The sequence below is a fragment of the Larkinella ripae genome (assembly GCF_054780775.1).
The window spans coordinates 433,291-456,230 of record NZ_BAAGVR010000001.1 but is presented as its reverse complement, the minus strand read 5'-3'; the positions used below and the strand labels follow the sequence as shown (position 1 = coordinate 456,230).

Sequence of the window (22,940 nt, the reverse complement as noted above, 5' to 3'; positions counted from 1 at the left end):
ATAAGCCGCAAAGGTAGCCAAAGTAAACCCGGCTATCAAGCTGATGGAAAAATCAATGCCGGATCGAAACAATTTTTACTGCGCCTTCGCCGTTTTACGCTTTTGCAAAAACGCCCGGGCGAAAAACCGGGTGTACAGCGTGGCGGATTTGGGGTTCAAATGCTGCGTATCATCGGAACAGTCGGCGGGAAACGGGGGCGTATATTCGCGCCGGAAAGGCACGGCGATGCGGTTCTGATCGGGGAGGGCGGCATAAACGTTCGGCAGCAACGCCTTTTCTTCCTCCATCAGGCGGTTGGGCAAAAAAAAGTAAATCGCAACGTGTTTTTCCGCACAAGCCCGAACCAGTTCCATGAGCTGATCGACGTAAAACTGCTCCCGTTGGGTGAACTGAACGGGCCGGGTTGCGGTGTCGGGCGCGGAAGTTGAGCGGCCACCGGCGGGCGGGCGGTTTGACAACGAACCGGGGGCAAAATAGCGGTAACCGGCAGCGGTCATGTTGTAGTCGGGTTGGGGCCCCCGCACCAGCGCCGAAGCCAGCACGTGCACCGCGTTGCGCAGCATAAAAAACTGCGTCAGGTACGAATCGTAGAGCGTGGTTCCGCGTTGGACGCTTGCCGGGTCGGAATGCGATTGCCGCAGAAAATCGCTGTTTTTTAACGCAATTTCGGCGAAAAGATCGTCCCGGCTAAATGGGTCGTCGTAGGCTTTCGTCGGCGGAAAAGACAGCTCCAGAAAGATGGTTTTCAGGGGTAAGCCCTCCACGTTCAGGAGTTTTCGGCATTCGGCAAACGTATTGGGCGCAAACAGGGCGTTGATGCCGTGGTTAAACGATCGGGTTTGCTGGTGCGTAACGGAGTCGAAAACCGCCGGATTGAAACTGTGGGCTGTTCGGCTGGAACCAATAAAAACCGTATTGACCTGGTGCCGGATGGGCGTCAGCAGCGAATCGAGTTTGTAGCTGATTTCGTCGGCCCGCTTCACCTGGTACGTGTGTAAATAGGCCCAGATTCCGACTTTGAGAGCCAGAATCACCGTCGCCAACGCCAGCAGTTTCAGAAGGATTTTGACCATCGGTGTCAGAACTGGTAGTAGAAAAAGGGGCTGTCGCTCAGGCGCCCGAAGCTGAGAATCAACACACAAACGATCAGGTAAAAACTCCACCGGCTCAGGCTGCCGTACGACGCCAGCAGCTCGGGCAACTCCCGGTTTTTGATTCGCCGGTTGATGAGGTCCATCAACACCAGCGCCAGAATCACCGGCAGGAACGGTTTCAGGCTGCCTGCATCGGCCCCGTGCCAGCGGTTTATCGAAAAGAGTCCGGTTAAAAACGATCCGGCGGCATTCATCGAGGGCGCCCGCAGAAACACCCCGATCAATGCCCCGGCGTGAAACACCAGCAGGGTCGACAAAAACCGGTGCGTGGGCGCGTTCAGGTCGGGCCAGAACCGGCGGAAAAAGACCTGCCGTTGCTCTTTGGTCGCGTGTTCGGCCACCAGCCAGAGCCCGTTGAGCAGCCCCCACAAAATGTACCCCCAGGTCGCGCCGTGCCAGAGGCCGGTCAGAAAATACACCACCATCAGGTTCAGATACAGGCCGTTGCGGGAGCGGAGGCTTTTGCTCAGCGGGAAATATACGTAATCCCGGAACCAGGACGTGAGGCTGATGTGCCAGCCTTTCCAGAACTCAATGCGGGAGGTGGAGGCATACACCCGGTCGTCGAAGTTGCGCATGAGCCGGATGCCCAGCATCCGGGCCGAACCCAGGGCGATGTCGGAATAGCCCGAAAAATCACAGAAAATCTGGAACGGCGCGAGAATCAGCGCCAGGTACAACAATCCGCCCGACGGGGTGCCGGGCTGGGCAAAAACCGGCTCGATCAGAACGGCGGTCTGGTTGGCAATCACCACTTTTTTGAACAACCCCCAGGCAATGAGCTGCAAACCGGCCACGGCGTTTTCGTAGCGGAACGGCTGGGGAGTCTGCAATTGCGTCAAGACTCGCTTGGCCCGTTCGATGGGTCCCGCCGATAAGGTCGGAAAAAACGCCAGATAGGTGGCAAAATGGCCAAAATGCCGCACCGGTTTCAGGTACGTCCGGCGAATGTCGATCAGGTAACTAATGGCCTGGAACGTATAAAACGAAATACCGACCGGCACCACCGGCAGCCAGGACGGAAACGGACTCACCGCGCCCCACCAGCCCAGCAGCGTTGCCAGATTCCGGTTGAGAAAAGCGTAGTATTTAAAGAAAAGCAAAGGGAGTAACAACAGACCGATTCCGATCCAGAGCGGATAGCGCGACCGGGATTGGCTGACCAGCCGCCCAAAACCGTAGGCAACGCTGGTTGACAGCAGGAGCAGCAGGACAAACAACGGTTGCCAGGTAAAATAAAAGAAATAACCGGTCAACAGCAGCCAGATCCAGCGAAACCGGTGCGGAAGCGCGTAATACACCAGAAAAACCAGGAGCAAAAAAAACAGATACAGCGTCGAACTAAGCGACATGAGGCTGAGGGTTTATTGTTCGCTATTCGCTATTCAACATTCAGTATTCGCTATTTTGAACTTTTGAATATTGAATACCGAACGCTGAATAACGAATATCGAACACTGAATATCGAACACCGAATATCGGATTAACCTTTTGATAGCTTGGCGTACAATTCCCAATACTGCCCGGCGGCTCGTTCCCAGCTAAACCGGGCGGCTTGCTGACGAAGCCGCTCGGCGCGAAACGGATTGGCCCGAAAGTCGTTCAGGCCCGCAAAGACGGTTTCGGCCATTGCTTCCGGTTCAAACGACTCAAAATAATACGCGTCCTTGCCGCCAATTTCGGGCAAACTCGTTAGTCTGGACAGAAAAACCGGCTTTCCGAAACTCATGGCTTCGACGACGGGCAAGCCAAATCCCTCGGAAACCGACGGAAACAAAAAGCCGTCGCAGTGTTCATACAGCCACTTTTTCGTGTTTTCGTCCACCGCTCCCGGCATGATCAGCCGCTCGCCGATGCCGAGTTGCTGCGCCTGCTGCCGCAGGTGATCGGCATACGGATGGGTGTCGGAACCCGCCAGCACCAGCTGCCATTCCGGAAACGCTTCGAGCAGCGGCAGGAGCGTATGAAGATTTTTCTTGGGGTGAATGACGCCGACGAACAGGAAAAACGGACTCGCAATCGCAGTCGGTGCCTGAAGGTCTGCCGGCCGACTCGGGCCGTTGGGGGCTGAATTGCCGTTATGGATCACCGACACCGGTTTATCAGCAACGTTGAGGTGTTCACGAACGACGGAAGCGGTATATTCCGAGATGGTGACCAAAGCCGCCGACCGGTTGACCTTGCGCTGTAAAACCGCCAGCTTCTGGGCCTTTTTGGCTTCGCTATACTCCGTGCGTTCCAGAAAATTCAGGTCGTGAATCGTAAAAACCGTAGGGGTTTGGTATGACGCGGGCCAGAACGCAGAATCCTGGTGGGTGCAATGCCAGACATCGTAAGCGCCCGGCTTGTACCATTTGCGCCACCAGACGGCGGTTTTGTACGACACATCGGTTCCGAAAACGCCCAGTTGCGCTTCCGGAACCAGAAAGGTCAGTTCGGCGGAAGGCGGTTTTTGCCGCACCAGCTCCTGGCCCAGGTGCCGGCAAAACTGCCCCAATCCGCTGTTAAAATCCCGAAGCCGTTCGGTATCGATCAATATCTTCATTCCGTCAGAATAGTTTTCCCCAGCGCACTTTGCGGGCAAACCGGGCGGGCGAATCGGTGCCCCGGATGTCGAGCCGTTGCAGCTCAAACCGGTTTTTTGCCGGGAAGCGATTCAGGCGGTTTCCGATCCGAAACGCCAGCTGAACGCCCGACTGCTGTAACACATCCTGCATCGCCCGTCGGGCACAGGCGTCTTTAGGTCGCCCGCCGTACGGATACGCAAAAGCGCGGACATACGGGATGTCCAGCGTTTCAAAAGCCGTTATGTTTTGCCGAATATCCGCCTGAATGTCGTTGGTGTTCAGATGTTTGTAATTTAAGTGCCGGTGCGAATGCAACGCCAGCTCGAAAGTCGGGAGCAGTTGCTGAAGCTGTTCGCGGGACAGTAGAGAATCGGTGCAGCCGTCCCATTCATTGCACTGGCCGACAAATGCCGTCGGAACAAAGAGCACGGCTTTCATTTGAAAACGTTGCAACACCGGCAGGGCATACGTCAGGTTGTTGACGTACGCGTCGTCGAAGGTAATCAAAACCGGGCGGGCGGGCAGCGGCTGATTTTGCGCCACCGCTTTGCTAAGCTCCTGAAGGGTAATGGTTTGGTACTGATGCGAATGAAGCCACTGCACCTGTTGCTCGAACTGCCGGACCGAAACCGTGAGCGAATCCTGACGTTCGGGATCAATTTTGTGGAACATTAACACAGGCAACGCCCGTGAAGTGCGGAAAAAATACCACACCAACCCCACCGCCAACAGCATGGCAACCAGCCAAATCATAAATAATTTATGGTTTTACGGGACCAAAAATCAGGATAAATTACGTTATATAATAAATTCCTGACCAATTGACAGCTTATTTTCGGCCTAACGGTGTTCTTCGGCCATTCTGGCGCTAAAAATACGCGGTTGAACTTAGGTACGCAATTTGATTATCAGTAAACAACAACCAACAGGTACGACTATGAAAGCGATAGAAAATACGCTGCAAGGCATGGGCGGGCAATTCGATTTGCTGAACACTTTGTATGGCGGTTCGAGTATGACCCGAATGGAAAGCGAGCAAGAGTTTGACCGTTTGATCATTAAGCTGTCGGCGCCCGGCGTCGGCCCGGATGCGTTCAATGTTTTGATTGACGGCAAAAAACTGGTTCTATATACATTACTGCAACAAAAAAATCCGGGCGAAGGTCAGGCGTTGGCCGTACCGATGTTTTTGCGGGTAATCGACATTCCGGATTTTGTGGATGCTGAACACATTGAAGCCGTTCAGGAGCACGGCCACGTGGTGGTGAACCTGCCGTTTAAGGAAGGGCAGTATTTCCAACGCCGGGTCGAAATTCAGAATTTGTTTTAAAATTTCGGGAAAGCGGAATACGCGGGCGGTCAATTCACCAATTGACCGCTTTTTTATGCTGAATTGCGAATGAAATCTTCGAGGGCGTTCAGGTGATCCGTGAAGGCCTGGCGGCCGGTGGACGTGGCCGAATAGGTGGTGTTGGGTTTGCGCCCGACAAATTGTTTTTTGACAGAGATATAGCTCTGTTCTTCCAGCGCCCGCAGGTGCGTCGCCAGGTTCCCGTCGGTCATCTCCAGCAGTTCTTTCAGGGTATTGAAACTCAGGGCTTCGTTTACCATCAGAACCGACATGATGCCTAAGCGGGCTTTACTCTCAAATGCTTTATTAAATCCTATCAGGAACTCTCGCATCAGCGCTTCGGTTCGTCTCGTTCATACTTTAAATACATGACAGTGCCGTACACAATATGCAGCACCCCAAATCCAACCGCCCACGTCAGCAACGAAAAACCGGTCCAGAACAAGGCCAGCAAACCCAGCAGAATTTCCGATAAGCCCAGGTATTCGACATCGCGGACGGTGTATTTACTGCCGCTGTAGAGCGCCATGCCGTAAAAAATCAGGGTGCTCGGAAAGGTCAGCCAGATCAGGTTGAATCGGATCAGCGCCAGGCAGAAAATACCGCCCGTAACCAGCGGGATGGACAACGCCCACAGCAAACGTTTCGAGGTGCTGTTCCAGACGCCAAGTCCCTGTCGCCGGGCCTGGCGAACCGTAAAAAAAACGCCCAGGAGCAAAGCCGCAGCGAGCACAATGGAGCCATCCAGGATCAGAAAATCGACCATGTCGCGCCGGTCGGGACCGTTCAGGCGGCTCATGCGCTCGTAGCTGAGCAGGCTCAGGTTGTTTCTTTGCAGCCGGGCGTAGGCCGCACCCGCGCCAATCAGGGCAACCACGCCCGCGGAGACGCCCGATAGTCCGCTCAGGGACAGGAACTTCGATGAGCGTTCCATCAGGCTCCGGATTTCCGTCAGAGTTTGTAAATGTTCACGCGATTCGGACATCGAAAGTTGACAGTTGAAGGGTTAAGATGGCTTTTTTATGGTTTTGCTGGCGAAAGGGTTTACTGGTAACATGGTTTCGATTCTCGACCGAACGGGTTGTCTTCCGGATCAGGAATCATTCAGCTAGTAAAAACCGTCTTTTCCATTAAAACCATCCGAGTTTATCAATTAATTTATTTCCTAGAATCAAAATACCAACGACAACGGCCAGAATGACGACCAGCAAAACCGCCCCGGCGGCCAAATCCTTGACGGCTTTGATCTGCGGGTGACGTTCCGGCGAAACGACATCCGCGAGTTTTTCAATGGCGGTATTGAACGCTTCAGCGGCCCAGACCAGCGCCACCTGGGTGAGCACCAACGCCCATTCGATCCGGTCGAGCTGGAGCCAGAAACCGGCGATCAAAACCGCCGTGGCCGCCAATAAATGAATTTTAGCGTTATTTTCAAACCGGAATAAGGTCAGAACGCCCTCCACGGCAAACCGGAAACTCCGCAAATTCTTCCGAACGTCAATCCAGCGGCTCATGCGTACGGCGTTGAACGTACTGCGTAAAGCCGGTATACAGGGTCACCAGCGCAAAAGTATACGAAAGTGTGAGCTTTAAGGCAAACGAGTTCACCAGACTTTGGCCGATGAGTTGGGCCAGATCCAGCGGATTGGTGAACAAGTCCCAGCTATTGAGCCGGATGTAACGGCCCAGGTAAACGCCGAAACTGGTCAGCAACAGGCACCCGATCATCACCGCCCAGGTTTGCCGGTGACCGAGCCGTGGCTGGAGCATCCGGTGAATCAGCAGTTGAGAGTACAGGCCCGTCAGCAAACCGGTCAGCGCGCACATGAAAATCATCATCGTATCGAACCACACGGTTTCTTCCGAAACGCTGCGAACGTGAAACAGATCGGTGATGATGTAGGGCGAATTGGGGAGAAACAGCAGCCAGAACGCCAGGCCCGGCCACAGCGCCCACCGGGGCAACTGGCGGTTTTCCAGCCCTTCGCGCAGCACGAGCGCTGCGATGAGCGGAATCCAAGCCAGAAATAAATTCCAGCTCAGCATTCTGAAAAAGAACGGATTGAAACGAACAACGACCATGGCGATGCTCATGACCGATAGCATAATCAGCATTCGTAAACCTTCGCCGGAGCGGTAGACAGCCAGTATTCTGTTCAGCATAGCATAAAAGAACTTTGATTTACAAAGTAGCACATTGAAGCAATGCGGATCAAGGGAATAGGTGAAAATATTTAGGAATGGAACGGAACGGCTGCGGGCGGGTTGCCAGCCGGTATTTGACAGGACCGCTTTCTGCCGAGCCTGAAAGGTGTACCTTTGTCAAAAAATAGTTCGGATGACGACCAACCTGAATCAACACCTGGAAACGATGGCGCCCCGGCGGCAGGAACAATTGCTGGCGTTCGATCGCCTGCTGACGATTATGGACGAATTGCGCGAGCAGTGCCCCTGGGACCGCAAGCAGACGATGGATACGCTCCGCCACCTGACCATCGAAGAAACGTACGAATTGTCCGACGCCATTCTGGAAAAAGACCTGCCTGAAATCCGGAAGGAGCTGGGCGACGTTATGCTGCACCTGGTTTTTTACGCCCGCATTGCTTCCGAACCGCAGTCGGGGGCTGCGTTTGACATTGGCGACGTGCTGAACAGCGTCTGTGATAAGCTGATTGCGCGCCATCCACATATTTACGGCGATGCCAACGGCCAGACGGTCGTGGCGGATACGGAAGAAAAGGTCAAGCAAAATTGGGAGCAACTGAAGCTGAAAGAAGGCAATAAGTCCGTGCTGGCCGGGGTTCCGGGCTCGTTGCCGGCGTTGGTGAAAGCCATGCGGATTCAGGAGAAAGCCCGGGGCGCGGGCTTCGATTGGGAGGAAAAACAGCAGGTTTGGGAGAAGGTGGAGGAGGAAATGCAGGAATTTAAAGCCGAGTTCAATGCCGAAACGGATGAGGTCATCGATGGAGAACGGGCCGAAAAGGAATTTGGTGACGTGCTGTTTTCATTGGTCAACTACGCCCGGTTTATCGATATCAATCCCGAAACCGCGCTGGAACGCACCAATAAAAAATTCATCAAACGGTTTCAGTACCTGGAAGAGCAGGCCCGGCGTCAGGGTCGTCAATTAAAAGACATGACGCTGGAAGAAATGGAAGTGTACTGGCAGGAAGCCAAACAGTTTACTTAAAAGCAGATACGGTTATAAGTAAAGTGCTTTTTGTCAATTCTGTAAGGTTTTTTTAACAGCATTCATTACTTTTTCAGAAACCATACGTCTCAGAGAGATTAGTGCTCGGATTTCGAACGACTAAATCGCTGGGATATGAAATACGGTTTTCTACTTGTTGCCACGCTGGCTTTTCAAACGGCCACTGCTCAGGATTTAGATTTTGCGACAACGGCCCCGCTGTATCCGGCGGGGGCAGCAACGCACTCGTATGTTGGCATTGGCACGCCCTCGGTTAATGTGAACCTCAGCATCAGTGGATCCGGGACCGCTTCCATTCCCTCACCCGAACGAGCCGGAACCGGTTTGTCGACGCCCAACTGGAAATTCAATAATTCCAGCGAAACCCGGAGTTACAGCTTCACCTTTGGCGATCCCGTTACGGGCCTGGAGTTTGCGTTAACGGCGCTTCAATACAGAACTTTCGGTAACACCGACCATAATTACCAGGACAAAATTATCATCATCGCCACGGATGAATCCGGCAACGCTGTAACGCCGGTTATTCCGGCCGGAAGTGGGTATAGCGTCAATGGCAACGAAATTCTGGCGACTTCGACCGATGCATCGAACGTCAATAATGTGTTTTTCCCGACCAAAGTAAAAACCGTTACGATTGTATTTGGCAACGGCCCACTGGCGGGGCCTTCTCCCAATGGCCAGGGATTTACGATTGGGGATATGAACTGGTCGGGCGTCGTGTTGCCGGTCGAGTTTTCGTATTTCCGGGCCAAACCAATCGGCAGTATCGTCCAGCTTTCCTGGGAAACAACGTTTGAACGCAACGCCGACTATTTTACGATTGAGCACAGCCTCGACCTGAATAATTTCAGGCCCATTGGCCGGGTTCGGGCCGCCGGTGATGCCACCCAGCGTCAATTGTACGCCTTTGCCGATGATCAGGCCCACCGCACCACGAATTATTACCGCTTGCTGCAAGTCGATAAAGATGGCTCAAAACGGTATTCTAAAATTATTTCCGTTCGGCACGACGTCTATTTGCGGGGCTTGGCGGTGTATCCCAATCCGTCGGATGGCCGCCGGATTTACCTGCAATTCAACGAGATCGACCTGAATTCGCTGCAACTCACCGATCTGAGCGGCCGCCGATTCCGGTTCCGGCTGACAGAAACCGATTCCGGGCAGGTTCTGCTGGAACCGCTCATTCCGCTGACTCCGGGACGGTATGTGATAGGCGCCAGCGGTGTTGATGCCGTTCAGGTCGCTGTCTACTAAAATGGTGTTTAAGCGGCTTTTATACGTTCATACTAATGAAACACATTTTACAATCGCTCGGCGTAATCATTCTCTTTTTGGCAGCCGTTCGGCCAGCTACCGCGCAAACCTTTTACACCCAGAACTTTTAGTCCGGTTTGGACGGCTGGACGCCCAGTAGCACAACCGCCATTGTCGTTAACAACACCTCTGCAAGCACCGGTTATTCGTCGCCGATTGCGGCCTCGGGGGGAAATAATCTGTCCTTGGGCGAGTGCGGAGGAAATACGCAGCATACGGTTGTTTCTCCCGCTATCAGCACCGTCGGAAGAACGGACATCATGGTTGGTTTTGGTCGCCGGAAAACGGCTGCGTTCGGGCCGCAAGTCGTCATTTTTGAATTCAGTACCAACGGCGGCACCACCTGGACCAACATTTCGTCCGATGTTTCGAGCGTGGCTACCACCACCTGGAGCCTATCGGTTTTTACGTTGCCGACAGCCGCTGAGAACCAGTCCAGTCTGACATTCCGGTTTCGGTATACGCTACCGGCCAATACCAGTACGGCCTGCGCAACTTCCTTTCGCATTGATGATTTTACGGTGAGCGAAAACCGCTCGCTGCCGGTTGACCTGATTTATTTTCGGGGTACTGCCGGGGAAAATAGCAATCAACTGACCTGGGAAACCGCCTGGGAGCGACATTCCAGCCATTTTATTGTGGAGCGAAGTGCTGATGCGCAAACCTTCATCGATATGGGACAGGTACAATCCGCCGGGAACTCGACCACCAACCGCCTGTATCACTTGACGGATGGCGAACCGTTGGCCGGAACAAGTTATTACCGGCTTCGGCAAGTCGATACCGACGGCAGAGCGCAGGTTTCTAAAATTATTTTTGTGAATCGGGCCGAGGAGCCGCTGGCCGTTTGCGAAAATCCAACGTCCGGTCATGAAATTCGGCTTAAAGCTTCGAACGCCGACCCCGGCAGTCTGCGGGTCCAGACAAATTCGGGCCAATCGCTGCCGTTCCGGCTTGTTCAACAAACCGAATCTGACTGGCTGATCCGCCCCACAAATGCCTTACAGCCAGGCTTATATTTGATCAGTGTCGGGCAGCAAAACCGGCGACGCATCATCCGGTTTGTGGTTCAGTAAACCGGTTTTGGGAAAAACGGTAACAAAACCGGCTCGGTTTGGACAAGAAGGACCGGATGCACTTGCAGGTTTTCTGTTTTCGTCCTACCTTTTTCTTTTTTAAATTGCGGTATGAGCGAGAAACGCTGGATATACCGGCCGATACCGGAGTTGCCCGAGGAGTTGCAGGCGGTTGAAAATTTGACCCGTGATCTGAAAGTAAATCCGTTCATGGCCATGCTGCTCGTGCAACGGGGCGTCTATACGTTTGATCAGGCCCGGACCTATTTCCGCCCTGAGCTTTCTCACCTGCACGATCCTTTTCTGATGCGCGATATGGAAAAGGCGGTTGAGCGTCTGCAAATGGCCCTGATTCGCGGTGAAAAGATTCTGGTCTATGGCGATTATGATGTAGACGGTACGACCTCCGTGGCGTTGTTCTACGGGTTTATGAAAACCATCTACGACAACCTCGATTACTACATCCCCGACCGGTACAAAGAAGGATACGGCATTTCTTCCCAGGGAATTGAGTGGGCGGCCGAGAACGGTTTTTCCCTGATTGTAAGCCTGGACTGCGGCATCAAGTCCGTGGAGCGGGTTGCCGAAGCCTGGGAGAAGGACATTGATTTTATCATCTGCGATCACCACCGGCCCGGCGCCGAAATTCCGAAAGCCGCAGCCGTGCTGGACCCTAAACGCCAGGATTGCGACTATCCGTGCAAGGACTTGACCGGCTGTGGAGTCGGTTTTAAGCTGCTACACGCCTTTTGTCTTTTCAAAGGCATTCCACTTGAACAATTGTTCGAGTACCTGGATTTGCTGGTGATCAGCATTGCAGCGGACATTGTGCCGATCACCGGCGAAAACCGCGTTCTGGCTTATTATGGCCTGAAAAGACTGAACGCATCACCCCGGTTTGGAGTTCAGGCGCTGATCAAAATTGCCGGTTTTCAGTCGGCACTGGATGTGACCAACGTGGTGTTTGGTCTGGGGCCGCGCATCAATGCCGCGGGTCGGATCAAACACGCCAAAGCCGCCGTGCAGTTGCTGCTGGCCGAAACCGAAGAAGCCGCGACCGATTTTGCGTTTGAAATTAACGAACACAACAACAGCCGGCGGCAATACGACACCAGCATTACCGAACAGGCGCTGGCCATGATTCAGGGCGATGAATGGTTGCTGAACGCGAAAAGTACGGTTTTATTCAACAATACGTGGCACAAGGGCGTGATCGGGATTGTAGCTTCGCGCTGCATCGAAAAGTACCACCGGCCCACCATCATTCTGACCGAATCGCACAATCGGGCGGCTGGCTCGGCGCGGTCGGTGCCGGGTTTCGACGTTTATGAAGCCATTGAAGAATGTTCCGACCTGCTTGAACAATTTGGCGGGCACACCTTTGCCGCCGGTTTGACGCTGAAACTGGAAAATATCAAGGCGTTTCAGCAGAAGTTCGAGGAAGTGGTGACCCGGCGGATTCAGGAGGAGCAACTCATTCCGATGATTGAACTTGACCTGCCGCTGGATCTGGATGCCATCGACCAGAAATTTTACAACGTTCTAAAGCAAATGTCGCCTTTTGGGCCGCAAAACATGGCCCCGGTTTTTTCAACCAGCGAAGTGTATCTGGTGGGCGAACCGTATATCATGAAGGAAAAACACCTGAAAATAACCGTGCAGCAGGCCGGTTCGTACCAACGGTTTACGGCGATTGGGTTTAACATGGCCCACCATGCGCTTTTCCTCCGGCGCGATCAGCCGTTTGCGATTTGTTATCAGGTGGAAGAGAATAATTATAACGGGAATAAATCGTTGCAGTTATATTTGAAAGATATAAAGGCGACGATCGGCGCTGAGCAGTAAGCGACCCACTCCGCTTGTCCGGAAAACAACGTCAGGCGGAAGCACAACATGATTCTTCGAACCGAAAATTTAGTTAAAAAATACGGCTCCCGGCTGGTCAACGATCATGTATCGTACCAGGTGGAGCAGGGAGAAATCGTCGGTTTGCTCGGCCCCAATGGCGCGGGTAAAACCACTTCGTTCTACATGGCCGTCGGATTGATTAAACCGAACAGCGGCAAAGTATATATTGACAACCAGGATGTTACGGATTTGCCCATGTACAAGCGGGCGCGTCTGGGCGTGGGCTATCTGGCGCAGGAAGCATCGGTTTTTCGGGATTTGACGGTCGAAGAAAACGTGCTGGCGGTGCTGGAAATGACCAGTATGTCGCGGCAGGCCCAAAAAGAAAAAGTAGAGCAGTTGCTCGAAGAGTTCAGCCTGACGCACGTTCGAAAAAACAAGGGCAAAGTGTTGTCGGGTGGGGAGCGCCGACGCACCGAAATTGCCCGGAGTCTGGCCGTTGACCCCAGCTTTATTCTGCTCGACGAACCATTTGCCGGCGTTGACCCGATTGCCGTGGAAGACATCCAAAGCATTGTGGCTCAGCTCAAACACCGGAACATTGGCATTCTGATTACCGACCACAACGTCAACGAAACGCTTTCGATCACCGACCGCGCCTACTTGCTGTTCGAAGGCAAAATTCTGAAGCAGGGAACCGCCGAAGATCTGGCCAGCGACGAACAGGTTCGGCGGGTGTATCTGGGGCAGAATTTCGAGTTGAAACGAAAAGAGTTTTAGCAGAAAGGTCGTTTCGCGGGCGGCACCGTCCGCGAAACAATTTAAACCCTAACTCAACACCTCCCGCAAAACCGTAAGCGACTTAATTTCCCCCAGACTATCGATGTGAATCCGGTAAAAGGCCACCAGTGCGTCCAGCAATTCGGCGCGGGTCTGACGGGTAATCTTTACCGGCGCACCCAGGCGTTGGCGTAAAATAACGTTGAGGGCCTTTTCAGCCGCTTCGTCGGGCAGAAACGGGTACTTTTGCTCCTGCAACTGGCCTTCAAACTCGCGGGCGCTGGCCGGGCCGAACCCCAGAAAAAAAGCGAGCTTCAATAAAAAGGCGATGTGAAAATTCTCGTAGCCGGTTTCTGCCTCTTCCAGATGCAGGACGCTGTCGACCAGAAAATGGTATAAACTCGGGTTACTGGCTTCTTCTTTCAGCGTTTTCGTCAGCATCTCGCTCACGAACAAAGCCATGCTCGACTTGGCAATGTCGAACGGAATGTGCTGAAACGGTTGCGCAATTTTTACCTCCGAAAGCCGGTGCAAATCTTTGTCCGGTTTGTAATACACCACCATGTCAAGCAGCGTCAGCGGCTGGAAAAAGGCAATCCGGTTGGTTTTACTCTTGGCCGACCGCACGCCGTTGACCAGATAACTTTGCAGACCGAACTCTTCGGTATAGACGCGCACGATGATCGATGTTTCGCGGTAACGCAAATAACTCAGAACGATTCCCCGGGTTTTGTGAAGCATTTTTTTTCGTGAAAAATCAGAAGCGGCTAGTATGAAAGTAGCCAGAAGGAGTACTAAAGCAAAGCCGTTGCGTTGTTCGAAACAAGCAACAGCTTCCTAATTTAACGCCTTTTGCGCGATTTTCAAACCAAAATTTGCTGAAATCCTGCGTAAAAATGTCCATTTTTGCGGACTTTAGTTAACGTTCAATTCCTCAATCCTTCATGAAACTCTACCGCACCCGTCAGGGCATCGTCGTCGAACACGAAAACCGCTTCCACCGCGCACCAAGCGACGATTGGGATTACCTCGTCAATCAGGACAATCTGTATCAATTTCTTCAGCAGGAAGTTCCGTCAACGGCAGCCTCCGACGAATACCGGTCCTGGACCGAAACGCAGCTTCTGCCCCCCATCAGCCAGCAGGAAATCTGGGCGTCGGGCGTGACCTACCTGCGGAGCCGCAACGCCCGCATGGAAGAATCAAAAGATGCCGGGGGCGGTGATTTTTACGAGCGCGTCTACGATGCCGAGCGCCCCGAGTTGTTTTTCAAGTCAACGGCCGCCCGCGCCGTGGGGTCGGGGGATGCCGTGCGGATTCGGAAGGATTCGACCTGGAATGTGCCGGAACCGGAGCTGACGCTGTTCATCACCTCGAACGGCAAAATTGTGGGCTACACCGTCGGCAACGACATGAGCTCGCGGAGCATCGAAGGCGAAAATCCGCTGTATCTGCCGCAGGCCAAAACCTATGATGGCTCGGCTGGCATCGGCCCGTGTCTGTATGTGCCCGGCGAACCGATCTCGTCCGATACCGAAATCCGGCTTGAAATCCGGCGCGACGGAACGGCGGTTTTTAACGAAAAAATTGCCATCAACCGCATGAAGCGGAAACACGACGAACTGGTTTCTTTCCTGTTTCGCGAAACTACTTTCCCGCACGGCTGTTATCTAATGACCGGCACCGGCATTGTTCCGGGCGATGATTTTACGCTCACAGCCGGTGATGAAGTGCGTATTTCGATTGAAGGAATCGGTACGTTAATCAATACCGTACAAAACTAGAAGCATGAGTTTTACAGCCATTAACCCAGCCACCGGCGAAGAACTGGCCGGTACATTCGAAGAATCAACTCCCGAAGAAGTGGCCCACGCCTGCTGGCAGGCAGCCGCTGCGTTTCACATTTATCGCAAACAATCCGGCGAAGCCAAAGCCCAGCTGCTGGAGCGCATCGCCGACGAAATTATGGCGCTGGGACCCGAACTGCTCGAACGTGCCAACCTCGAAACCGCCCTGCCCATGGGCCGGCTAACGGGCGAGCGGGGCCGGACAACGAGCCAGTTGCGGCTGTTTGCGCAGTACCTCCGCGAAGGTTCCTGGCTGGATGCCCGCATCGACAGCGCCCAGCCCGACCGGCAGCCCCTGCCGCGTCCGGATTTGCGGCAAATGCTGATTCCGCTGGGACCCGTCGGCATTTTCGGCGCGAGTAACTTTCCGCTGGCCTTCTCGGTAGCGGGTGGCGACACCGCTTCGGCGCTGGCGGCTGGTTGCCCGGTGGTGGTCAAAGCCCATCCGGCCCATCCCGGTACCTCGGATCTGGTGGGTAAAGCCATTCGGAAAGCGGTGGAAGCCTGCGGTTTACCCGAAGGGGTTTTTCAACTGGTTCACGGCACCACCGTGGAAGTCGGCATGGCGATTGTCGAAAGCCCGCTGATCAAGGCCATTGGTTTTACGGGCTCGTTTCGGGGCGGAAAGGCCATTTACGATGCCGCCGTTCGCCGGCCGGAACCCATTCCGGTCTATGCCGAAATGGGCAGCACAAACCCGGTTTTTTTCCTGCCTGCCATCCTGAAACAAAAGGGTTTGGACCTGGCGAAAGCCTATGTTGATTCGGTGACGCTGGGCGTTGGTCAGTTTTGTACCAATCCCGGTCTGGCCATTGTCAAGCAATCTGACGGGGGAGACGCCTTCATCAGTCAGGCCCGGCTGGCGATGTCGCAAACGCAGCCGGTGCCGATGCTGACGAAAGGAATTTACCAGGCTTACACCAGCGGGATCGAAAAACTGAATTCGTTTTCGCGGGTTTTGATTGCCAGCAAGTCCGAAACCGTCGTGGAAAGTTACGCGTCGGCCCAACCGACGCTGCTGTCGACCACGGCTGATGTGCTGGCGGACCATCCCGAGCTGGCGGAAGAAGTGTTCGGGCCGAGTAGTCTGATGGTTACGGCCGACACGAAAGAGGAAATGCTGGCGGTGGCGAATGGGCTGGAAGGCCACCTGACGGCGACGGTGTACGGAACGCCCGACGAGTTGCTGGAATACGCCGACTTGCTGGAAGTGCTGGAACAGAAAGTAGGACGGGTGCTGATCAACGGTTTTCCGACGGGTGTTGAGGTGAGTCACGCGATGAACCACGGCGGCCCGTTTCCGGCGACTACCGACGTGCGGTCAACCTCGGTCGGTACGAACGCCATCCGGCGGTTTGCGCGGCCGGTGTGTTACCAGAATTTCCCGGATGCCTTGCTGCCCGATGCCCTGAAAGCCGATAATCCGCTGGGGATTCACCGGTTGGTGGATGGGGAGTGGCAGAAATAAAAGGGTTATTTCGCAGAGTTAACCAGAGAAAATGAGCGGTAGTCAGAGAAAAGCTCTGCAAAAATCCTCTTTTCTCTGCTTAACTCTGCGAACTGAGGGTTCCCTCTACACAAAATTCAACGTTTCAAATTTCCTGCCCAGAACCGCCACCTCGTCGACCTTCAGCCAGTCGCGGAGCAGGCTTGCGTAGATGTTGCGGAAATCGACGGAGTATTTCAAATCACCTTCATCGAGGCTGGTCAGATTCGGCGCTTCATTAAAAACCCGCCCTGGTCTCAATCCACCACCAACCAGAAACAGGTTGTTGGCCGTGCCGTGGTCGGTGCCGTTGCTGGCGTTCTGCTTCACCCGGCGACCAAATTCCGAAAACGTCATCAGCAGAACATCGTTCAGTTGCCCGTTCGCCTTGAGGTCTTTGGTAAAAGCCGCCACGGCTTCGGCGTATTGGCGCAGTAGCCGTTCCTGCTGGCCCGGCTGGTTGATGTGCGTATCGAATCCCGAAATGGAAATGTAATACACGTTCGTAGTGACGCCCGACGCAATCAATTCCGAGACGGTTTTCAGGCGGTTTCCCAATTCGCTGGCCGGATAAGCGGTTTGAGATCGCGTAACCTTCGATTTGTTGTAAAGTGAGTTGGCCGACGAAGCGGTTTCGGCCAGCGTTTTATACAGGTAGGAGACGTTTGAAGGCCTGTCGTTCGGCGGTGCTTTCGCCAATTCGCTCACCAAGCCGCTGCGGGTCTGGTTATAAAGTTTTTTCGGGTCGAGCAATGCCAATCCGTTCAGTTCCTGGCCTTTCAGGGCCAGGCTCAGCGTGTCGTCTACTTCAATGGCCCGGTGCGCACTGCAATCGTTTCCGTGGCAGTTCGAATCCAGGTACCGGCCCAACCAACCCGTGTTCAGGTACTTGTCCGAATCACTGGCGGTTTGCCAGATGTCCATCGACCGAAAGTGCGAACGGTCGGGATTGGGGTAGCCAACGTTGTTGATCACCGTCACCAAACCGTCGTCGTACAGATTTTTCAAGGCTTCGAGTGCCGGATTGAAACCGATTTCGTCGTTTAGTTTCAACACTTTCTCCGGCGCAATACCGATCGTTGGCCGTTCGCGGTAGTAAATGTCATTGCGGAACGGCACTACGGTGTTCAGGCCGTCGTTTCCTCCGGACAACTGAACAATGACGAGCGTCTTTCCCGCCGATGCCTTTCCGGGAAACGCAGCGGTTTCGTACGCTTTTAAAAAACCGGGAATCAGTAAGGTTCCCACGGTTGTAAAAGCCGAATTTTTAATAAAACCCCGACGTCTCATACTGGATCTAATTTGGAATACGATTTAAAAAGTTGGTTCGAATGATTTTAACGGTTTTCTTCCCCATTCCCTCTAAAGGAACTTAGTCATCCTGATTATACAGGGGAGTGGGAGAAACCAGCAACGAAAGGACCACTGGCCGCTTCGCTGGATAAAGGATGATAGTGGTGATGATTGGATAACTTGATGGCTGCCCGTCCGATCAAGGGTTCAACCACTAAAACCAGCCGGTTCAGCACAATTGATATTCGGGTAAAGTCATAAGGGCCACTGTCAGATTCCGAATCTTTTCGCTGCGGGTGTGCTCGCTCCGAACCTGATTGAGCAAAAGATTTCGTTGAAAACCGGTGAGTGCTTGTGGCAAAAAATACAGCGCCAATTCGTCTACCAGCCGTTCATCGCCGACGTCCCGGAACGCTTTTTCAAAGGTTGCCCAGGCGACGGTGGTGGCAAAAAGCCGGTTTACGTTTCGGGCCAGCAGTTCGGTGTTCACGTCGCCGTCGTCTTTGGGCCGGATCGTCACTTCCCCGGCTTTCAGCATCAGATCAGGGAGTTTCATCCGAAACAGCAGGCTCGAACTGTCGATCCAGCTGCGCCCGCCCGGCCAGCCCGCAACGTTTGGCGGATAAAGCAATACCTGCCCCAGCGTCCGCTGAATGTATAAAACCGGTTGTTTTTGTTCGAACTGAATCCCCAGGCTGTGTTGCATTCCCGCCAGCAGTTCCACCGGCGATTTAATGCGCGCACCGATATACGCCGGGTCGTAAAACCAGTCGCTTGTCAAGATCGTTTCCAGCAAACCGCCGATGTCGTAGTCGCTGCGGTAAAATTGGTCGGCCAGTTGCGTAATTCGCTGCTGATCCGCTGAACCGGCAGGGATTTCGTCCGTCACCAGAAAGCGGTACAGTTTGGCCGTTACGAAGGTGGCGGTTTCCTTCCGCTCCAGGAGGAGCTTGATGATGTCTTCGCCCTGAAAATTCCCGGTTTTGCCAAACACGGTTTTTGTCCCCTCGTCGTGGACATTCCGGCGGAACACAAACGTTCCCTCCGGATTGAAACTCCAGCCGGTGAAGGCGCGGGCGGCTTCTTTGATGTCGTGTTCGGTGTAATTGGCGCGGCCGAGCGTAAACAACTCCATTACCTCGCGGGCGAAGTTTTCGTTGGGCGCGTTCCGGCGGTTTTGCTGGTTATTTAAAAATTGCAGCATGGCGGGAGATTTTGAGACGGCCATCAGCAGATCGCTGAACTTGCCGAGCGCGTGTTCCCGAATCACGTTCGTATACTGCTGAACCATCCGAACGTTGTTCTGGTTGCGGCAGGCAAAATGACCGTGCCAGAACAGCGCCATCTTTTCGCGGAGCGCCCCCCGACCCGATGCCATTTGCTGCACCCAGCGGACATTCAGATCGCGGATGGCCTCCCGGTTTTCGCGAATGCGGTCTTTCAGACGATCGCGATCCAGCTTGCCTTCCTTAAACAAGCTTCTCAGTTCTCTTTTGGCTGGCGGAGCACCGTCGGCACTGGCCAGCGGAATGAAGGATTGGCTGTCGGTGAACAACGCCCGGACAACTTTCGGCAGCGGCTGGTGTCCGGCTTTGCGAAGTTGTTCGGGCGTTGCGCCAAAACCGGCCCGCCAGAACAGATGTTGGTTGTTAACCTGCGCTCTCATGGCTCCTTGGACAAAAGAAAGTCGTTAAAGTTTAACAAGCCTGCATTCTGGTAACAAGATTGGCAGGGCGGTTTTCGGTCAAACCGACCACTTACCCATTCAGGACTGGTAACTATTAACCCGATGGCCCCCGTTGTTGATTCGGATGCAAGGGGCGGTTTTCAGTCCGCTACTTTTGTGTTGTTAATTCAACATTCACACCAAACAACACAACAAATTACAATGAAATTGCCTTCAAAAAGTACAATTGCCGCCGTTACTTTGGTTGTTTCGATGGGACTGGTTTCCTGCGAAAAAAGTGCAGATATGATCCGCCCGGACGAGGGACAGAGTTCGGCCAACAACACGCCACGGCCGATTGAAACAACGCCCAAGCCCGGTATTCCGACGACGGGCCCCGGCGGGGTGATTGTGGTGACTCCAAAATACACGCTGGTCAAATACGCCCACTGGAACCTGAGCTACGATGCGAAGGGAGATCTGGTGCAGATGCAGTCGACGGCTGATCCTACGTTGTTCCGGGATTACAGCCGGGCGTCCAACGGCACCGGCATGACCATTCTGGAGCAGAGCGGTGGCAAAATGACCCGCAAAACGCTGATCTTGTTTGATACCAAAGGCCGGTGCAAGCAGTCGTTTAACATCACCTACGGCATTGAGAACGGGCAGGTGACGTCGTCGACCAAACGGTATGATTATTTCTATAATGCCAAAAACCAGTTGGAGAAAATCGCGGACCAGGACAACAGCAAACGGTATGACCTGTTTCAGTACAATCCCGACGGCAATTTGCGGCAGGTGAAGCACTACAATACGAATGTTACCCAAAGGACGACCTATTATTATGACTATCCGGGTCAGGCCGCCATTGTGGACAAAAACCACCTGAGTCCGCTGTGGATGCCGCATTACGATCAGGTTGACGAGTTTCTGCCTATTTACGGCAAATTTAACAAGCACCTGGTATGGAAGCTGGAGTACGACGATGCGGTTTCCAATGTGAACCTGGATCAGGTGTATTTCAAGTACAAAATGAATAATGACGGTTTTATCACCGAGCGGGAAAACACCCGGAACACGGCGAGTCAGACCTTGAAAGAAACCTATGTATTTGGGTATAAGTAGTGTGTATTCCAGTAGTTCTTAAAACGCCCGGCTCTGGCCGGGCGTTTTTTTTACCGCTTCGTAAAAGGCACTGCCACTTACCCGTCGTTTTCTGCGCGTTGTTGCCCAAAAACCACCCGTTGTTCATTTGGTCTTTTAAAAGAACGCAATTCCCGCTATTTTTAAAGAAACGAATCCAAGTGCATCGATTACGACTTCAACCAGACTAAATGTGTTAATAAATGGGGAACATAAACCGGCGGATCAGGACCGAAAGGCGTTAGAAGAAGAGCTCGAAACCGAACGGGCCATTAATTTTTTTGCGATTTCACTCATTGATCAAACCACCGTCGAAGAGGTGTTGTGGGATGTGGCCAAAAACTGCATTGCCCGGCTCAACTTTGTGGACTGCGTGGTGTATTTGCTGGATGAGAAACGGAACGTACTGGTGCAGAAAGCGGCCCACGGCCCCAAAAATCCCCGGTCCTACGAAATTCTCCAACCCATTGAAATCCCAATCGGTCAGGGTATTGTCGGCTCGGTGATGCTGAGCGGAGTGGCCGAAATCATCGGGGATACGTCGAAAGACCCCCGCTATATTCAGGATGACGAAATGCGGTATTCGGAAATCACGGTGCCGATTGTGCTGGATGGCCGGGTGATGGGCATCATCGACGCCGAACATCCCGAAAAAGACTTTTTCCAGCCCCGGCACCTGCTCATTCTGACGAGCATCGCCCGGCTGTGTGCCCAGAAAATCCGGCGGGTTCAGATCGAACAGGCGTATCAGCAAACCGAGCGGCAATTGCTCGAAAACAACAAACGGATTGCCGAAACCAAGTTGATGGCGCTGCGGATGCAGATGAACCCGCACTTTGTGTTCAACAGCCTGAACGCGATCAACAAGTTCGTGCTGCAAAATGACGTCGATGAAGCGTCGCTGTACCTGACCAAGTTTTCGCGGCTGATGCGGCAGATGATCGACAACACCCAAACCGAGTGGGTTTCGTTGCGCAATGAATTGAAAGCCCTGCAAACCTACATCGAACTGGAGCAGTTGCGGAGCGACCACCACTTTGAATTTTCGCTGACTGTCAGCAACACCCTCAATCAGGACACGGTTCATGTGCCGCCCCTGCTGATGCAGCCGTACATCGAAAACGCCATCCGGCACGGTTTGCTGCCGCAGAAAACCGAAAAGCCGGTTTTGCAGATCGACTGCCAGCAGGCGGCCGGTTTTCTGGTGGTTTGTATTGCCGATAACGGCATTGGTCGGGAGGCTTCGCAACGGGCGCAAAGCAATGGCCTGATGGCGCACAAAGCCCACGGCAGCCGGATTGCGGAAGAACGGTTGCAGATCGTCAATGAAATTTACGGTGTCGATGCCCGGATCGATGTGGCCGATCTGGTCGATTCGGCGGGCGCACCCGCCGGTACCTGTGTTACGTTTACCATGAAACTCAAACAACCATGACTGCCATTATTGTCGATGACGAAAAACACTGCCGCGACGTGCTCGCCTTGTTGCTGCAACGGTATTGCCCGCAGGTCCAACTACTCGCGTCCTGCGTCGACGGAACCGAAGGCTACCAGGCCGTTGAAATGCATCATCCTGATCTGGTTTTTTTAGACATCGAAATGCCGGGCATGAGCGGTTTCGACATGCTGGAAGCCTGCCGGTTTACGAAATTTGATGTCATCTTTACGACGGCCTACAACGAATACGCGATCAAGGCCATTCGGCACAATGCGCTCGATTACATCCTGAAACCCATCGACAAAGACGAACTGGTGCAGGCCGTTCAGAAGGCCGAACAGGAACGGCAGACCCGCTCGTCGGCCAAAGTGGATAGTTTTATCGAATACCTCCACCGCCAGAAAACCGGCGACCGCATTGCCCTTCCGACGCTCGAAGGCCTGCAGATTATCAACAGCGAAGAGATTTACTACTGCGAATCCGACGGGGGCTACACCCGGTTTTTCCTGACCAACGGCAAGATTGTCCTGATTTCCAAAACGCTGAAAGAAGTGGAGGATGTGCTGGAAACCAAGGGCTTCTGCCGCGTTCACCACGGCTACCTGATTAACCTGCGCTACGTGCAGCGCTACATCCGGGGCGATGGGGGCGAGGTCATCATGGAGAACAACAAAAACATCCCGGTTTCGCGAAACAAGAAACAGGAGTTCCTGAATTTGCTGGAGAAGATTTAAAGGATACGGTTTTCAGTTTACAGTTTTGGGG

Annotated in this window: 22 protein-coding genes; 11 read left to right on the top strand and 11 right to left on the bottom strand. The window is 53.6% G+C overall.

Translation table 11 applies throughout. From position 1 onward, the window contains the following. Window positions 1–75: 75 nt before the first annotated feature. From ACYVHX_RS02020 to ACYVHX_RS02005, 4 genes are all read right to left on the bottom strand, one after another. Window positions 76–1,074, bottom strand: coding sequence for a hypothetical protein (locus ACYVHX_RS02020; RefSeq protein WP_460669920.1), 999 nt, complete (start codon window positions 1,072–1,074; stop codon window positions 76–78). A gap of 5 nt (window positions 1,075–1,079) precedes the next feature. Beyond that, entirely contained in the window at window positions 1,080–2,507 is a 1,428-nt protein-coding gene (locus ACYVHX_RS02015) for an MBOAT family O-acyltransferase (protein ID WP_460669919.1), read from the bottom strand. A 131-nt stretch (window positions 2,508–2,638) separates the two neighbouring features. After that, a complete protein-coding gene (locus tag ACYVHX_RS02010) occupies window positions 2,639–3,700 on the bottom strand; it encodes a glycosyltransferase family 4 protein (RefSeq protein WP_460669918.1) in 1,062 nt (353 codons plus the stop codon). Window positions 3,701–3,704: 4 nt separating this feature from the next. Next, window positions 3,705–4,475 (bottom strand): polysaccharide deacetylase family protein, encoded by a 771-nt coding sequence (locus ACYVHX_RS02005; protein ID WP_460669917.1) that lies wholly within the window; start codon window positions 4,473–4,475, stop codon window positions 3,705–3,707. A gap of 184 nt (window positions 4,476–4,659) precedes the next feature. Here ACYVHX_RS02005 and ACYVHX_RS02000 point away from each other — a divergent pair, with 184 nt between their 5' ends. Further along, window positions 4,660–5,052 (top strand): Hsp20 family protein, encoded by a 393-nt coding sequence (locus ACYVHX_RS02000; RefSeq protein WP_460669916.1) that lies wholly within the window; start codon window positions 4,660–4,662, stop codon window positions 5,050–5,052. 53 nt (window positions 5,053–5,105) lie between these two features. On the opposite strand, the gene ACYVHX_RS01995 is transcribed toward ACYVHX_RS02000, so the two are convergent. From ACYVHX_RS01995 to ACYVHX_RS01980, 4 genes are all read right to left on the bottom strand, one after another. Next, window positions 5,106–5,405: a winged helix-turn-helix domain-containing protein gene (locus ACYVHX_RS01995; RefSeq protein ID WP_460669915.1), complete on the bottom strand. Its 300-nt coding sequence runs from the start codon at window positions 5,403–5,405 to the stop codon at window positions 5,106–5,108. Continuing rightward, a complete protein-coding gene (locus ACYVHX_RS01990; RefSeq protein WP_460669914.1) occupies window positions 5,405–6,058 on the bottom strand; it encodes a hypothetical protein in 654 nt (217 codons plus the stop codon). Before ACYVHX_RS01990 ends, ACYVHX_RS01995 begins: the two co-directional genes overlap by 1 nt. Before the next feature lie 145 nt (window positions 6,059–6,203). Then, window positions 6,204–6,587: a diacylglycerol kinase family protein gene (locus ACYVHX_RS01985; RefSeq protein ID WP_460669913.1), complete on the bottom strand. Its 384-nt coding sequence runs from the start codon at window positions 6,585–6,587 to the stop codon at window positions 6,204–6,206. Then, a complete protein-coding gene (locus ACYVHX_RS01980; RefSeq protein ID WP_460669912.1) occupies window positions 6,571–7,236 on the bottom strand; it encodes a DUF1361 domain-containing protein in 666 nt (221 codons plus the stop codon). Before ACYVHX_RS01980 ends, ACYVHX_RS01985 begins: the two co-directional genes overlap by 17 nt. A gap of 175 nt (window positions 7,237–7,411) precedes the next feature. Between ACYVHX_RS01980 and mazG the strand changes: the two genes are divergently transcribed. The 5 genes from mazG (at window position 7,412) to lptB (ending at window position 13,302) form a co-directional block, all read left to right on the top strand. Then, entirely contained in the window at window positions 7,412–8,263 is an 852-nt protein-coding gene (mazG, locus tag ACYVHX_RS01975) for a nucleoside triphosphate pyrophosphohydrolase (RefSeq protein ID WP_460669911.1), read from the top strand. A gap of 135 nt (window positions 8,264–8,398) precedes the next feature. Further along, window positions 8,399–9,538, top strand: a complete 1,140-nt coding sequence (locus ACYVHX_RS01970; protein WP_460669910.1) for a T9SS type A sorting domain-containing protein — start codon at window positions 8,399–8,401, stop codon at window positions 9,536–9,538. 137 nt (window positions 9,539–9,675) lie between these two features. Beyond that, window positions 9,676–10,674 (top strand): T9SS type A sorting domain-containing protein, encoded by a 999-nt coding sequence (locus ACYVHX_RS01965; RefSeq protein ID WP_460669909.1) that lies wholly within the window; start codon window positions 9,676–9,678, stop codon window positions 10,672–10,674. A 111-nt stretch (window positions 10,675–10,785) separates the two neighbouring features. Next, window positions 10,786–12,519, top strand: a complete 1,734-nt coding sequence (gene recJ, locus ACYVHX_RS01960; RefSeq protein ID WP_460669908.1) for a single-stranded-DNA-specific exonuclease RecJ — start codon at window positions 10,786–10,788, stop codon at window positions 12,517–12,519. Window positions 12,520–12,567: 48 nt separating this feature from the next. Next, window positions 12,568–13,302: an LPS export ABC transporter ATP-binding protein gene (gene lptB, locus ACYVHX_RS01955; RefSeq protein ID WP_460669907.1), complete on the top strand. Its 735-nt coding sequence runs from the start codon at window positions 12,568–12,570 to the stop codon at window positions 13,300–13,302. 48 nt (window positions 13,303–13,350) lie between these two features. Here the strand turns inward: lptB and recO are convergent, their stop codons facing one another. Then, window positions 13,351–14,043, bottom strand: coding sequence for a DNA repair protein RecO (gene recO, locus ACYVHX_RS01950; protein ID WP_460669906.1), 693 nt, complete (start codon window positions 14,041–14,043; stop codon window positions 13,351–13,353). Between the two features lie 203 nt (window positions 14,044–14,246). Here recO and ACYVHX_RS01945 point away from each other — a divergent pair, with 203 nt between their 5' ends. Both ACYVHX_RS01945 and ACYVHX_RS01940 read left to right on the top strand, forming a co-directional pair. After that, the gene (locus ACYVHX_RS01945) at window positions 14,247–15,086 is read left to right on the top strand and encodes a fumarylacetoacetate hydrolase family protein (RefSeq protein ID WP_460669905.1); all 840 of its coding nucleotides are present in this window, start codon (window positions 14,247–14,249) and stop codon (window positions 15,084–15,086) included. Between the two features lie 4 nt (window positions 15,087–15,090). Continuing rightward, a complete protein-coding gene (locus ACYVHX_RS01940; protein WP_460669904.1) occupies window positions 15,091–16,617 on the top strand; it encodes an aldehyde dehydrogenase (NADP(+)) in 1,527 nt (508 codons plus the stop codon). Between the two features lie 105 nt (window positions 16,618–16,722). Here the strand turns inward: ACYVHX_RS01940 and ACYVHX_RS01935 are convergent, their stop codons facing one another. Together ACYVHX_RS01935 and ACYVHX_RS01930 are read right to left on the bottom strand one after the other, a co-directional pair. After that, window positions 16,723–17,925, bottom strand: coding sequence for a DUF1501 domain-containing protein (locus ACYVHX_RS01935; RefSeq protein ID WP_460669903.1), 1,203 nt, complete (start codon window positions 17,923–17,925; stop codon window positions 16,723–16,725). Between the two features lie 232 nt (window positions 17,926–18,157). Next, entirely contained in the window at window positions 18,158–19,594 is a 1,437-nt protein-coding gene (locus tag ACYVHX_RS01930) for a DUF1800 domain-containing protein (protein ID WP_460669902.1), read from the bottom strand. Between the two features lie 222 nt (window positions 19,595–19,816). On the opposite strand from ACYVHX_RS01930, the gene ACYVHX_RS01925 reads away from it, so the two are divergent. From ACYVHX_RS01925 to ACYVHX_RS01915, 3 genes are all read left to right on the top strand, one after another. Further along, window positions 19,817–20,719 carry a hypothetical protein gene (locus tag ACYVHX_RS01925; protein WP_460669901.1) on the top strand — a complete coding sequence of 301 codons (903 nt, stop codon included), beginning with the start codon at window positions 19,817–19,819 and terminating at the stop codon, window positions 20,717–20,719. Between the two features lie 211 nt (window positions 20,720–20,930). Then, window positions 20,931–22,172, top strand: coding sequence for a histidine kinase (locus ACYVHX_RS01920; RefSeq protein WP_460669900.1), 1,242 nt, complete (start codon window positions 20,931–20,933; stop codon window positions 22,170–22,172). Further along, window positions 22,169–22,909, top strand: coding sequence for a LytR/AlgR family response regulator transcription factor (locus ACYVHX_RS01915; RefSeq protein ID WP_460669899.1), 741 nt, complete (start codon window positions 22,169–22,171; stop codon window positions 22,907–22,909). Before ACYVHX_RS01920 ends, ACYVHX_RS01915 begins: the two co-directional genes overlap by 4 nt. Window positions 22,910–22,940: the final 31 nt, after the last annotated feature.

What these genes read in the sequence shown, in the direction of transcription:
- ACYVHX_RS02020 (WP_460669920.1), bottom strand. Translation starts at nt 1,074, where the DNA reads ATGGTCAAAATCCTTCTGAAACTGCTGGCGTTGGCGACGGTGATTCTG.
- ACYVHX_RS02015 (WP_460669919.1), bottom strand. Translation starts at nt 2,507, where the DNA reads ATGTCGCTTAGTTCGACGCTGTATCTGTTTTTTTTGCTCCTGGTTTTT.
- ACYVHX_RS02010 (WP_460669918.1), bottom strand. Translation starts at nt 3,700, where the DNA reads ATGAAGATATTGATCGATACCGAACGGCTTCGGGATTTTAACAGCGGA.
- ACYVHX_RS02005 (WP_460669917.1), bottom strand. Translation starts at nt 4,475, where the DNA reads ATGATTTGGCTGGTTGCCATGCTGTTGGCGGTGGGGTTGGTGTGGTAT.
- ACYVHX_RS02000 (WP_460669916.1), top strand. Translation starts at nt 4,660, where the DNA reads ATGAAAGCGATAGAAAATACGCTGCAAGGCATGGGCGGGCAATTCGAT.
- ACYVHX_RS01995 (WP_460669915.1), bottom strand. Translation starts at nt 5,405, where the DNA reads ATGCGAGAGTTCCTGATAGGATTTAATAAAGCATTTGAGAGTAAAGCC.
- ACYVHX_RS01990 (WP_460669914.1), bottom strand. Translation starts at nt 6,058, where the DNA reads ATGTCCGAATCGCGTGAACATTTACAAACTCTGACGGAAATCCGGAGC.
- ACYVHX_RS01985 (WP_460669913.1), bottom strand. Translation starts at nt 6,587, where the DNA reads ATGAGCCGCTGGATTGACGTTCGGAAGAATTTGCGGAGTTTCCGGTTT.
- ACYVHX_RS01980 (WP_460669912.1), bottom strand. Translation starts at nt 7,236, where the DNA reads ATGCTGAACAGAATACTGGCTGTCTACCGCTCCGGCGAAGGTTTACGA.
- mazG (WP_460669911.1), top strand. Translation starts at nt 7,412, where the DNA reads ATGACGACCAACCTGAATCAACACCTGGAAACGATGGCGCCCCGGCGG.
- ACYVHX_RS01970 (WP_460669910.1), top strand. Translation starts at nt 8,399, where the DNA reads ATGAAATACGGTTTTCTACTTGTTGCCACGCTGGCTTTTCAAACGGCC.
- recJ (WP_460669908.1), top strand. Translation starts at nt 10,786, where the DNA reads ATGAGCGAGAAACGCTGGATATACCGGCCGATACCGGAGTTGCCCGAG.
- lptB (WP_460669907.1), top strand. Translation starts at nt 12,568, where the DNA reads ATGATTCTTCGAACCGAAAATTTAGTTAAAAAATACGGCTCCCGGCTG.
- recO (WP_460669906.1), bottom strand. Translation starts at nt 14,043, where the DNA reads ATGCTTCACAAAACCCGGGGAATCGTTCTGAGTTATTTGCGTTACCGC.
- ACYVHX_RS01945 (WP_460669905.1), top strand. Translation starts at nt 14,247, where the DNA reads ATGAAACTCTACCGCACCCGTCAGGGCATCGTCGTCGAACACGAAAAC.
- ACYVHX_RS01940 (WP_460669904.1), top strand. Translation starts at nt 15,091, where the DNA reads ATGAGTTTTACAGCCATTAACCCAGCCACCGGCGAAGAACTGGCCGGT.
- ACYVHX_RS01935 (WP_460669903.1), bottom strand. Translation starts at nt 17,925, where the DNA reads ATGAGACGTCGGGGTTTTATTAAAAATTCGGCTTTTACAACCGTGGGA.
- ACYVHX_RS01930 (WP_460669902.1), bottom strand. Translation starts at nt 19,594, where the DNA reads ATGAGAGCGCAGGTTAACAACCAACATCTGTTCTGGCGGGCCGGTTTT.
- ACYVHX_RS01925 (WP_460669901.1), top strand. Translation starts at nt 19,817, where the DNA reads ATGAAATTGCCTTCAAAAAGTACAATTGCCGCCGTTACTTTGGTTGTT.
- ACYVHX_RS01915 (WP_460669899.1), top strand. Translation starts at nt 22,169, where the DNA reads ATGACTGCCATTATTGTCGATGACGAAAAACACTGCCGCGACGTGCTC.